The organism is Ferrimonas pelagia, from assembly GCF_039543565.1.
In the GTDB taxonomy this organism is placed as follows: domain Bacteria; phylum Pseudomonadota; class Gammaproteobacteria; order Enterobacterales; family Shewanellaceae; genus Ferrimonas; species Ferrimonas pelagia.
The window spans coordinates 1-12,229 of record NZ_BAABJZ010000013.1; the positions used below are offsets into that span (position 1 = coordinate 1).

Genomic DNA, 12,229 nt, shown 5'->3' on the forward strand with positions numbered 1-12,229 from the left:
GCGCGTTCTCATCCTCGAATCGCTGGCTTTCTTGGCAAGCTGCTTGAAATCGCTGGAAGTATGCATCGTCGGTGCTCGGGTCACTAATCAAAGCACCATTAGATCAAACTTTTAGTGCTATTGGTATAAGTGCTCCTGCCAGACAGACATTTTTGCCGTCCTTGGCGGTCAGCGAAGCAATCGTGCCGAGGGTGGTGTGGCCAGATGGAAAGCGTCTATGTGGCTGCTCGTAAGAACGAGCAGCCACCGCCAAGCGCTGCGCTTGTGAAAGATTAGAGATTGAGGCCCATCCGCAAGGATGGGCCTTTGTCGTTGGTGCTGGGTGACAAAGCGTTGTGATCCCACCCAAGCTGCTCATACGGGTTGGGTGGGTTGATCCTCTGATGGCAGGGCGGCAGTCATGTATGAGCAGATCACCGCCGAGTGCTTGTTCAGATTAAGGCCCATCTTGATGGTTGGATCTGTGTCGCTGTGCTCGGCGGGGGCATAGAGCAGATCGTTGCGCCGGTCGTGCTATGCCTCTTGGTGAGCGGCAGTCTTGATGTGATCCGGGCAGTTTAATGCTGGCTGATCGGCTTGAGGCGATCCGCATGAGCGCTGCATTTACTGTGGCTTGAGTTCGGTGCTGGTAAGGCCTGGGTTAGCTTTGAGCTGGGCAAGGCTCGTCGGGGGCACTCACTGAATTTGTTGTCAGTCTTGGGTTGGGGACGAAGTCTGTCAATGCATCGGTTATTGCGGTCTGAAATGAGGCAGAAATAAAGTAAATTCACTGCTGAGAGGGTCAGTTTAGATGGAGTGCTCTATAAACTTGTGCGAACAACTGTTAACTGACTGCCTTAGTGGGGTTAATTGTGATGAAACATGCGCCAAATGGGCGCTATTTTCGGCGAATGAGCGTTCTTAAAAGTGTGCATTAAGACGCAAATTGAGGGGGAAGGGCTACTAATTTTGCTTCTAATCGGTAAGATTGGCCTCAATAAAGCGTACGGGTGTACGCTAAATCAAATTATCGCTACCCATGGAGAATGGCCGTGAAAACACCGCTTGAGCAACTGCATCTGGTTAAGGTTATGCGTCAACGCTTTGCCGAAATGGGCGACGCCCCGGCTCTACGCCAGAAGCAGAGCGGTCAGTGGCAAGATATCAGCTGGACTGAGTTTGGTCTGCGTGTCGATGCCGTCTCTCGGGCGCTGCTGGCGATGGGCTTGGCGGTGCAGGATAAGGTCGCCATCTTTGCGAACAACTGTGCTGAATGGACTATCGCTGACATTGCGACGGCGCAGATCCGTGGTGTCAGCGCGCCTATCTATCCAACCAATACAACAGAGCAATCCGCTTACATCATTAATGATGCCGGTGCCAAGGTACTGTTTGTGGCCGGAGCAGAGCAATATAAAAAAGCTCAGACGTTACTCAGTGATTGCCCGACCCTAACTGATGTGGTTTTGTTGGATGAAGCGCTTGAACCTGTAGATATGGCTGCGCGTGTCCATCGCTTGGCGGATCTGATCAATGCTGACAATGCCGCGTATCAGACCGAACTTGAGCTGCGCATTGGTGACAGTGCGTTGGATGATCTGTTTACACTGATCTACACCTCGGGTACCACGGGTGAGCCGAAAGGGGTGATGCTGGATTACCGTAATTTTGCGAGCGGTATCAGACAGCATATCGATTTTCTACCGATGGGGGCGGATGATGTGTCTTTGGCATTCTTACCGCTTTCGCACGTGTTTGAGCGTGCCTGGTCACTGTACAGTTTGAGCCAGGGTTCGACGGTGGCGTACATTGATGATCCAATGCAGGTGCAAAATGCGCTTGCGGAGGTTCGTCCACATGTGATGTGCGCCGTTCCTCGTCTGTACGAAAAGATCTTCTCTGCAGTGTTCGAAAAGCTGGAAACCGCTTCTGCGAACAAGCAGCGGTTGTTCCGGTGGGCGCTGGCTGTCGGCATGAAACGTTTTGAGAGTGAGCAGGGGCGTTATACGCTGGGCGCAATGGACAAGCTGCAGCTGCAGATCGCGGATAAGTTAGTCTTGTCCAAGGTGCGTGAAAAGCTGGGTGGTCGGATCCGCTTTATGCCGGCCGGCGGTGCTGCGCTGGATCCTAAGGTCAATGAATTCTTCCAAGCGGTGGGGCTGAGAGTTATTTGTGGTTTTGGTATGACCGAAACTACGGCCACGATCACCGCGAATCATCTGGGTAAGATCGGTATCGGTACCAACGGTCATGCATTAGAGGATGTCCAAGTTAAGATCGGCGATAACGACGAGATCCTTGTGAAAGGGGATACCGTGATGCGTGGTTATTACAATCGTCCAGAAGCGACGGCTGAAACTTTTACCGAGGACGGCTGGCTGCGAACCGGTGATTGCGGACGTTTTGATGAGCAAAATCGTTTGTTGATCACCGATCGCATCAAGGAGCTGATGAAGACCTCCAACGGCAAATACATCGCCCCGCAACGCGTTGAGGGCATGGTCGCACGTGATCCTTTGGTTGAGCAGGTGGCGATCATCGCCGATGCGCGTAACTATGTGTCTGCCCTGATCGTACCGGCCTTCGAAGCGCTCGAAGCTTGGGCCAAGGAGAAAGGCATTCAGTACAAGGACAAGATGGAGCTGGTTGAGCACGCTCAGGTGAAGGCACACTTCGAAGAGCGCCTGAAAGCGGTGCAGTCTGAGTTGGCTCGTTTTGAGCAGGTGAAGCAGTTTACCCTGCTGCAACGCGAGTTCTGCATGAAGCTGGGTGAGATCACTCCGACCATGAAGCTGCGCCGTAAGGTGATTAACGAGCGCTTTGCCGAGCAGATCGAAGCGATGTACCAGAAGGTTCGCCGCGCCCGCGCCTAAGATTCACCTAGATGCGATAGACAAAGCCACTCCTCGGAGTGGCTTTGTTGTGTTTGCGGCCTGAATTCGCGGTTTTTGTGCGCAGTGACTATGGTTCTGATCCCCCCTTTTTTTGGCTGTTGGGAGATCAGAATGAGAGCAGGCTTGATGACATTAGCGGCGGTGCTGATCAGTAGTGGCAGTGCTATGGCGTGTGAAACGGTGTCGTTCACCGATCCGGCCGATGGCTCCGCCCTAGTGACGGCACGGGTGTGTCAGCGGATCAGCAGCGATGGTCAGTTCGCCACCGTGGCGTGGATGAATGATACGGCTGAGCCGCTGTATCTTTCTTATCGGGCGCAATGCGGCGATCAGCGAAATGGTGGCGGAGGTGAAGTGGTTGCGGATGGACGGTTCGGTGAGCGGCAGGCGCTTGGGTTGTGCCGCGAAGCCTGGAGTCGGCTTAAGCTGGACTATGTGTTGATCACCCAGTATTAGATGAAAAAAGCCCTGTTTAAACAGGGCTTTGTGCTATTTAACGTGGGCGTTCTAGCCCTGTCGAACCTGGGTAAAGTCGACCGCGGTTGGGTGACTTCCTTGGCGAACATCGTCGCTACGGACGATCTGGTAGGTATTCAGCCCGGCTTCGCGTGCGGCATTCAGCTCAGCCAACTCGTCGGACAGATACAGTACCTGCTTAGGGCGCAGGCTGATGGTGTTGAGGATGTTCTTGTAGGCCTGTACGTCATTCTTCTGACCCAGCATGGTATCGAAGTGGCCATAGAACAAGCCGCTGATATCGCCTTGATCGCTGTGACGGAACAGCAGTTCCTGTGCATCGGCGGAGCTGGAAGAGAAGCTGTAAAGGCGCTTACCCGAGCTTTGCCACTGCTTGAGCATCCGCACCGCATCGGCGTAAACGTGCCCTTTGAAGTCGCCGCTTAAGTAGCCCTGCTGCCAGATCAGCCCTTGCAGGGTTTTGATGGCCGTTGCCTTGCTGTCGTCGTGGATCCAGGCCACCAGCAGGTCAACCAATTCATCGGTGTTGAGGTCCTTTTTACCGGCCAGTTCCTGCACGTCATCGAGTAGATTAGCGATGGCGAAGTCATTGCGATTGTTAGCGATAAAGGCTGGCATGGCCTGCTCGGAATACGAGAACAGGACTTCCTTAATAAACTGGAAATCCGTAGTGGTACCGGCGGTATCCACGATAATGGCTTTGATCCCCATCTTTCCCTGCTCTTAAAAGTAGTTTGGTTAAGGATAGTACCGTCGGTAAAGCCAGCTGACCAGTCTCTTAACGGTGGGTTATGAACTTGCCCGCCTTCATGACTTCGACCGCCGGTGCCGTACCGTATTGCCAGGCCAGCTCGGCCGGGTGACGGATAGCCCATTGAACCAGATCCGCATCCATTCCGACAGTAATTTGACCAAGCCGGTGTTGCTGACCCAATGCCCGAGCGGCATGCCGGGTGACGCCGGCCAGCGCCTCTTCCGGGGTCAGGTTAAACAGGGTGCAGCTCATATTAAGCATCAGCAGGGTGGAGCACAGTGGTGAGCTGCCGGGGTTGTAGTCGGAGGCCACCGCCATGGGGATACCATATTGGCGCAGCAGCTCGATCGGCGGCTTGCGGGTTTCGCGCAGGAAATAGAAGGCGCCGGGCAGGAGCACCGCGACGGTGCCGGCGTCCGCCAGCGCCGCCACCCCGGCTTCATCGAGACATTCGATGTGATCGACCGAGAGGGCACGGTAACGCGCGGCGAGTTGGCTGCCACCGAGATTGGACAGTTGTTCGGCGTGCAGTTTGACCGGCAGGTTGTGGCGCTGGGCTGCCTGGAAGATCCGCTCAGTTTGGGCGAGATCAAAGCCGATGGTTTCGCAAAATACATCGACCGCGTCCATCAATCCAGCGTCCGCCAGCAGCGGCAACTGGGAGTTGATCACCGAATCAATATAACCGTTGGCATCATCTTTGAATTCGGCGGGGAGGGCGTGCGCGCCCAAGTAGGTGGTGTGGATCTCTAAAGGATGCAGCCGGCCGAGGTGGCGGGCGACCTCAAGCATGCGCTGCTCGGTGGCCAGCTCTAGGCCGTAGCCGGATTTGATCTCCACTGTGGTGACCCCCTCGCGCAGTAGGGCGTTCAGACGAATTCGACCGTGCTGGAACAACTGCTCTTCATCGGCTTTGCGGGTTGCTTGGACCGTCGAGAGGATCCCACCGCCCGCTTCGGCGATCTGTTGATAGCTGGCTCCGTGCAGGCGTTGTTCGAACTCATTGGCCCGGCTACCGCCGAACAGCAGGTGGGTATGGCAGTCGATCAGTCCTGGTGTCAGCCAATTGCCGTCGCCGCGCTGAATGGGCAGGGAAAACGGATCAAACTCCGGCAGTTCACTGCGGGGGCCGACCCAGGCGATCTTGCCATCCTTGATGGCGACGGCGGCGTCTTCGATGGCGCCGTAGGCGGCGGTGCGCGCCGGATCCAGCGTCGCGACATTAATGTCTAACCAGAGGAGATCCCAATCCATGTGCTCATTTCCTGACAGTCTGTTGTTGAACTATTGTGCTGGTATAGTCTTGTCTATACAACCGGTGCGTGACAAGGTATTAACCAGTATGACACTCAGGGATGCAGGTTGTGATCGCGAAATTCGAGGCGATAAAGCGCGCGTTGATCGGGGAGATCGAGGCCGGTCGCTGGTTGGAGCACCAGCAGATCCCGTCGGAAAATGCGTTGGCGGCGCGGTTTGGTTGCAGCCGGATGACGGCGCGACGGGCGCTGACCGAGTTGGTTGAGCAGGGCGTGCTGGTGCGCAGCCAGGGGCTGGGTACCTTTGTCGCGCCGTTTCGCTCGCAAAGCAGTTTATTGACCATTCGCAATATCGCCGATGAGATCCGCGAGCGCGGTCATCGACACCGAGCGCAGCTGTTGGCTCTCGATGCGTGTCCGGCGGACATGGAAACGGCTATTGCGTTGGGGTTGGCGCCACAAGCACCGATCTATCACTCCCGTTTGTTGCACCTGGATAACGACCAGCCGGTGCAGCTGGAGGAGCGGTACGTCAATCCTATCTTGGTGCCGGACTATCTGCAGCAGTCTTTCCAGCAGCAGACACCCCACGAATATCTCTCCAGCGTCGCACCATTGCTGCAGGCGCATCATCAGATCGAGGCGATCGCCCCGACCCCTGAGCAACAGCGGCTCTTACAGTTGAGCCATGCCGAGCCCTGTTTACGGATCTGCCGCCGCACCTGGTCCTCCTTAGGTGCGGTGAGTTTTGCTCGATTGTTGCACCCTGGCAGCCGATTCCGGCTGGGGGGGCAGTTGCCTTTGGGCAACCTATCACTGGAAAAGGAAGCACCATGACACGACACGATCCTACGCGGGTGATCCGCGCACCGCGCGGCTCGCAATTGACCGCCAAGAGTTGGTTAACCGAAGCCCCGCTGCGCATGTTGATGAACAATCTGGATCCGGAGGTGGCCGAGCGGCCGGAGGATCTGGTGGTGTACGGCGGTATTGGCCGCGCTGCGCGAGACTGGGAGTGCTACGACAAGATCGTCGAAGCGCTCACCCGATTGGAAGCGGATGAAACCTTGCTGGTGCAATCCGGTAAGCCGGTTGGGATCTTTAAGACCCATGCCAATGCACCCCGGGTGCTGATCGCCAACTCCAACCTGGTGCCGCACTGGGCCAATTGGGATCACTTCAATGAGTTGGATAAGCAGGGACTGGCGATGTATGGCCAGATGACGGCTGGCTCCTGGATCTACATCGGTACCCAGGGGATCGTTCAGGGAACCTATGAGACCTTTGTGGCGGTGGCCAAGCAGCATTTCGATGGCGTGGCGCAGGGACGTTGGATCCTCACCGGTGGACTTGGCGGCATGGGCGGTGCCCAGCCGTTGGCTGCCACCATGGCTGGCTTTTCCTGCCTGGCGGTGGAGTGCGATGAGACCCGCATCGATTTTCGTCTGCGCACCGGCTATGTCGATCGCAAGGCGCACACGCTGGATGAGGCATTGGCGCTGCTCGATCAGGCCAAGGCGGACGGGGTGCCGCTGTCGGTGGGCTTGTTGGGCAATGCGGCAGACGTGTTTGCCGAGCTGGTCAGCCGGGGCATTACGCCGGACGTGACGACGGATCAAACCTCAGCACACGATCCGCTCAATGGCTATCTGCCCCAGGGCTGGACGCTGGAAGAAGCGAAGCGGCTGCGTGAAACCGATCCCCAGGGCGTGGTGCAAGTCGCCAAACGCTCGATGGCGGTGCAGGTGCAGGCGATGCTGACGCTACAGAGCCGGGGCTCAGCCACCTTGGATTACGGCAATAACATAAGGCAGATGGCGCTGGAGCAGGGCGTGGCCAATGCGTTCGATTTTCCCGGCTTTGTCCCCGCCTATATCCGGCCGCTGTTCTGTGAGGGGATCGGCCCGTTTCGTTGGGCCGCGCTGTCCGGCGATCCGGAAGATATCTACAAGACTGATGCCAAGGTTAAGGAGCTGATCCCGGACGATCCGCATCTGCATCAGTGGCTGGATATGGCGCGGGAGCACATTCAGTTCCAGGGGCTGCCGGCGCGGATCTGCTGGGTTGGCCTGAAGGATAGGGCCCGGCTGGGCGCCGCGTTTAATGAGATGGTGAAAAACGGCGAGTTGAGCGCGCCGGTGGTGATCGGGCGTGATCATCTGGACTCCGGCTCGGTGGCGTCGCCGAATCGGGAAACCGAAAGCATGATGGACGGCTCGGACGCGGTGTCCGACTGGCCACTACTCAACGCCCTGCTCAACACCAGCGGCGGTGCCACCTGGGTTAGCCTGCATCACGGTGGCGGCGTTGGTATGGGCTTCTCGCAGCACTCTGGCATGGTGATCTGCTGTGATGGCACAGAGGATGCGGCGCAGCGGGTGGCGCGGGTTCTCTGGAACGATCCGGCGACCGGGGTGATGCGACATGCCGATGCGGGGTATGAGGTGGCGAAGCGCTGTGCGCGCGAGCAGCGCCTGGATCTGCCCATGCTCGATCAGGAGGTCAACTGATGCTGCAATTACAACTGACTCCGGGCAGCCTGACGCTGCGCCAGCTGCGCCAGATCAGCCGTGAAGGCGTGACGTTATCCCTGTCCGATGCGGCTTACCCGGCGATCGACGCCAGTGCGGCCGCGGTGCAGCAGGTGTTGGATCAAGATCGAGTGGTATATGGGATCAACACCGGATTTGGTTTGTTGGCCAATACCCGCATCGCCCGCGACGATCTGGATCTGCTGCAGCGCTCCATCGTGCTGTCCCATGCGGCGGGCACCGGCACACCGATGGCCGACGCCACGGTGCGCTTGATGATGGTGCTTAAGATCAACTCGTTGGCGCGGGGATTCTCCGGCATTCGACGGGAGGTGATCGAGGCGCTGATCGCGCTGATCAACGCCGAGGTGTTTCCGCTGATCCCGGAGAAGGGCTCGGTGGGCGCGTCCGGCGACTTGGCGCCGCTGTCGCATATGGTGCTGCCTCTGCTGGGCGAGGGCCAGGTGCGCCACCGCGGTGAGGTGATGGACGCCGTGGCTGGCTTGGCGGTCGCCGGGTTGGCCCCCATGACGTTAGCCGCCAAGGAGGGGCTGGCGCTGCTTAATGGCACGCAGGCATCGACCGCGTTGGCGCTGGAGGGATTGTTCCACGCCGAGGATCTGTGGGCGGCGGGCTCGGTGATCGGTGCCACTAGTGTCGAGGCGGCGCTGGGCAGTCGGCGACCGTTCGATCCGCGGGTGCACGCCGTACGCGGACAGCGGGGCCAGATCGACGCGGCGGCGGTATTTCGTCATTTGCTGGGTCAGGACTCAGAGCTTGGCAGCAGTCATGCCAATTGCGACAAGGTGCAGGATCCTTACTCGTTACGCTGTCAGCCTCAGGTGATGGGGGCCTGTTTGACCCAGATCCGCCAGGCCGCCGAGGTGTTGTGGGTGGAAGCCAACGGGGTCACGGACAATCCTTTGGTGTTCCCGGGTGAGGACGGCGGCGCGGCCGATTTCATCTCCGGCGGGAACTTTCATGCCGAGCCGGTGGCGTTGGTGGCGGATAACCTGGCGCTGGCTATCGCCGAGATCGGCGCTTTGGCTGAGCGGCGCATCGCCTTGTTGATCGATCGGACCCTGTCTGGCCTGCCCGCGTTCCTGGTGGACAACGGCGGGGTGAACTCCGGCTTTATGATCGCCCAGGTCACCGCGGCCGCGCTGGCCAGTGAGAACAAGTCGCTGGCTCATCCGGCCTCGGTGGACAGCCTGCCCACCTCGGCCAATCAGGAGGATCATGTTTCCATGGCCACCTTTGCCGCCCGCCGTCTGCGGGAGATGGCTGAAAACAGCCGCGGTGTCTTGGCGGTCGAGTGGTTGGCGGCCTGTCAGGGCCTGGATTTCCGCGCGCCGTTGAAGGCCAGCTCGGTGGTGGAGTCGGCCAAGGCGCGACTGCGTCAGCGTGTGCCGTTTTACGATAAGGACCGTTACTTCGCGCCAGATATCGAGGCGGCGACAGCGCTGATCGGCCAAGCCGAATTGGCTCAATGGCTGCCGGCAGGGATCTTGCCGTCACAAGCCTGAGGGCACACGTCGTGATGTGGGGGCGCCTTGGGGCGCCCCTTTGTGTTTTTGTCGCTCGTTGTACGATAAGCTCAAGCTCTTGTTCTATCAATTATTACGCATATTGGAGTGCACGTTGGAGACTGAGATCCGGGTTGAGATGCGACATAAGATCACGCAGTGGTTGGCTGAGCTGGGCTTGCCGGTTCAAGGCAGTGACTGGCAGGCGACGCTGATCCTGTCGGCATTGGCACTGCTGCTGGCGGGACTGGGTTATCTGCTGTTTAAGCGTGTGGCCGGTCGGGCCTTGACCGCATTAAGCAGTCATCTCGCCGGGCCATGGTCCGGCCCGTTTCAACAGCACCGGGTGGTGGCCAAGGCGGCGATGATCGTGCCTTTGGTGATCCTGGATCTGTTTACGCCCTTGGTGCTGTCGGCTTGGGCGTGGTGGGAGCGGGCGATCACCATCGGGCTCGAATTGTGCATCTTGGTCGCGGTGGTGCGCTTGCTGTTTGCGGTACTGGATACCGCACTGGATGTGGCCAATCTTAATGCCATCAGTCGCCGTTTGCCGGTGCAGAGCATCATCCAGCTGATCAAGCTGTTCCTGTTTGTGCTAGCGGCGATCCTGTTTGCCGCCGTGCTGATGGATCGCTCTCCGATCTACCTGCTGTCCGGCTTGGGTGTGGCCACCGGTCTGTTGTTGTTGGTGTTTCGTGACACCATCCTCGGTTTTGTGGCCGGCATTCAGCTGTCCGCCAATCGCATGGTCAGTCGTGGCGACTGGGTGCAGATGGATAAGTACGGCGCCGACGGGGATGTGTTGGAGGTCAGTCTGACTACGGTGAAGGTGCAGAATTGGGATAAGACCATCACCATGATCCCCGCGCACGCCATGGTGTCGGACTCCTTCCGAAACTGGCAAGGGATGCAGGCGTCCGGTGGTCGTCGGATCAAGCGTTCGTTGTTGCTCGATCTGCATTCCGTCCACTTTGCCGATGAGGCGCTGTTAGCGCGTCTAGGCCAGATCGAGCTGTTATCGGCATATCTGAAGAATAAGGGCGTCGAGCTGCAGGCCAGCAATGCCGAGCTGGCAAACCCACAGCAGCCAGCCAATGGCCGTCGGCTGACCAATATTGGCTGTTTCCGAGCCTATATGCAGGCCTATCTGGAAGCGCATCCACAGATCCATAAGGACATGACCCTGATGGTGCGGCAGTTGGCGCCCACCGAGGGGGGCTTGCCGTTGGAATTGTATTGCTTCACCAATGACATTCGTTGGCCTGTGTACGAAGGGATCCAGGCCGATATCTTCGATCATGCTCTGGCGGTGCTGCCGCAGTTTGAGTTACGGGCGATGCAGCAACCGACCGGCGCCGATTTGCGCAGCTTGGCCGCTTCTGGCTGAGCGCGACTTACCTTGATGATCCCCGCGTTGCGGGGATTTTTTTTGCTGTGAGCTAAGGGCGGTAGTGGGGCAGGGGTTGGGCAAAACGGCCACGATAGCAGCGAAAGAAGCCGAGCAGTTGCGCCATATCGGCGGCTTTGCTCTCACCGGGGATCAGCGGGGGGCCGAGCACGATCCGGCGGTGGCGAAAATCGAAGGCGACCGGCACGATGGGGACATCGGCGCCCTGAGCTATATGGTAAAACCCGGTCTTGAGCCGGGGAACCGGACTGCGGGTGCCCTCAGGTGCCAGCGCCAACACAAAGTCCGGCTCCTGTTGAAACAGTTGGATCACGCCATCGACCAGGTTGTTACTGCGGGTACGAACCACGGGGCGTCCGCCGAGGGCTCGCATGAGCCAGCCTAACGGCGGGCGAAACAGCTGGTGTTTGCCGATAAAGCGGGCGGGGATCTGCAGCACTGTCCGGGCCAGAACGCCGATCACGAAATCCCAGTTACTGGTATGGGGCGCCACGATGATCACGAATTGGCGCACCTGCGGCAGTTGGCCTTCTATCCGCCAGCCCGCCAGGCTGAGCATTCCAGCGGCAATACGTGCAAGCATAAGTCTGATCTCCAAGTTGAACTAAGGATAGATGACGGCCAAGTTGGCGCAGACTTTAGTGTTGGTGGGCGTGATCGTTATCGGGGGCGGTGTGGATGGCGTGATCGTGACCATGAGACAGCATCAGCAAGGTCAAAAACAGCAGACCGAAAGCGCCGCCCAGGTAGTGACCTGGGGTCAGGCGCAGGGTGTGGCGGTGGCTATGATGGTGCTCATGCGAATGTTCGTGAGGGCGATGCAGCAGTACATGCACGATGGAGCCGGTAACAAAGGCTTGCAGCCAGATCATCTGATTGTCCGCTAGGTAGTGCGGCAAATGCTCCCCGAAGGCGAAGCCAAGCAGGGTGCACAGCATCATGGCTGCCAGCATGATGCTGGCGGCCAAACGGCCAAAGGCGGGGCGCAATAACCACCAGACCGCCAGTCCGGCGGGCAGGCGGTGCAAGACGACACCGATGGCCAGCATGCTGCTGTCGGGCGCGTGGGTGGCCAGCGCGACGGCACTGCCATCGGTCAGCGTGTGCAGCAACAGGCCGCTCAGACCCAGCAGCAAGGTGAGATTGTGGGTGGCCCCCTGAAACGGTCGAAACGCTTTTTCTGCCAATGTGGGGCCGGCCAGCCCAAGCAGAACAAAGGGTAAGATCATCGCGCCACCTTGCTGCCACAGCGAAGGCAGGACATCAAACAGCACCAGTCCCAGCAACGCCACGATGATAAAGGCGGTGATCCCATTGCGCACCTTGGGCTGGCGCCGAAAACCGTGGTAGAGCACGGGGCCGACGGCGAGGATCAAGAGGCTGGCGATCAGGTAATGCATGATG

The 12,229-nt window shown here is 58.7% G+C and carries 10 protein-coding genes; 6 read left to right on the forward strand and 4 right to left on the reverse strand.

Features of this window, described 5'->3' with window-relative positions; all coding sequences use genetic code 11:
* Positions 1–1,070 precede the first annotated feature (1,070 nt).
* Both ABEA08_RS05265 and ABEA08_RS05270 read left to right on the forward strand, forming a co-directional pair.
* Entirely contained in the window at positions 1,071–2,852 is a 1,782-nt protein-coding gene (locus ABEA08_RS05265; protein ID WP_425557333.1) for an AMP-dependent synthetase/ligase, read from the forward strand.
* A gap of 132 nt (positions 2,853–2,984) precedes the next feature.
* Positions 2,985–3,329: a hypothetical protein gene (locus ABEA08_RS05270; protein ID WP_345334011.1), complete on the forward strand. Its 345-nt coding sequence runs from the start codon at positions 2,985–2,987 to the stop codon at positions 3,327–3,329.
* Positions 3,330–3,380: 51 nt separating this feature from the next.
* On the opposite strand, the gene mtnC is transcribed toward ABEA08_RS05270, so the two are convergent.
* Positions 3,381–4,061, reverse strand: coding sequence for an acireductone synthase (gene mtnC, locus ABEA08_RS05275; RefSeq protein ID WP_345334013.1), 681 nt, complete (start codon positions 4,059–4,061; stop codon positions 3,381–3,383).
* A gap of 67 nt (positions 4,062–4,128) precedes the next feature.
* Entirely contained in the window at positions 4,129–5,358 is a 1,230-nt protein-coding gene (gene hutI, locus ABEA08_RS05280; RefSeq protein ID WP_345334015.1) for an imidazolonepropionase, read from the reverse strand.
* 101 nt (positions 5,359–5,459) lie between these two features.
* On the opposite strand from hutI, the gene hutC reads away from it, so the two are divergent.
* The 4 genes from hutC (at position 5,460) to ABEA08_RS05300 (ending at position 10,804) form a co-directional block, all read left to right on the forward strand.
* Complete coding sequence (hutC, locus tag ABEA08_RS05285; RefSeq protein ID WP_345334017.1) at positions 5,460–6,197, forward strand: histidine utilization transcriptional repressor HutC; 738 nt, start codon at positions 5,460–5,462, stop codon at positions 6,195–6,197.
* Complete coding sequence (gene hutU, locus ABEA08_RS05290; protein ID WP_345334019.1) at positions 6,194–7,870, forward strand: urocanate hydratase; 1,677 nt, start codon at positions 6,194–6,196, stop codon at positions 7,868–7,870. The genes hutC and hutU overlap by 4 nt, the downstream gene beginning before the upstream one ends.
* Entirely contained in the window at positions 7,870–9,417 is a 1,548-nt protein-coding gene (hutH, locus tag ABEA08_RS05295) for a histidine ammonia-lyase (RefSeq protein ID WP_345334021.1), read from the forward strand. The genes hutU and hutH overlap by 1 nt, the downstream gene beginning before the upstream one ends.
* A gap of 127 nt (positions 9,418–9,544) precedes the next feature.
* On the forward strand, positions 9,545–10,804 hold the full coding sequence (locus ABEA08_RS05300; RefSeq protein WP_425557334.1) for a mechanosensitive ion channel family protein: 1,260 nt from the start codon (positions 9,545–9,547) through the stop codon (positions 10,802–10,804).
* 52 nt (positions 10,805–10,856) lie between these two features.
* Here ABEA08_RS05300 and ABEA08_RS05305 read toward each other — a convergent pair whose 3' ends face one another.
* Together ABEA08_RS05305 and ABEA08_RS05310 are read right to left on the reverse strand one after the other, a co-directional pair.
* Positions 10,857–11,408 (reverse strand): lysophospholipid acyltransferase family protein, encoded by a 552-nt coding sequence (locus tag ABEA08_RS05305; protein WP_345334025.1) that lies wholly within the window; start codon positions 11,406–11,408, stop codon positions 10,857–10,859.
* 55 nt (positions 11,409–11,463) lie between these two features.
* Positions 11,464–12,225 (reverse strand): hypothetical protein, encoded by a 762-nt coding sequence (locus tag ABEA08_RS05310; RefSeq protein ID WP_345334027.1) that lies wholly within the window; start codon positions 12,223–12,225, stop codon positions 11,464–11,466.
* Between the last annotated feature and the right edge of the window lie 4 nt (positions 12,226–12,229).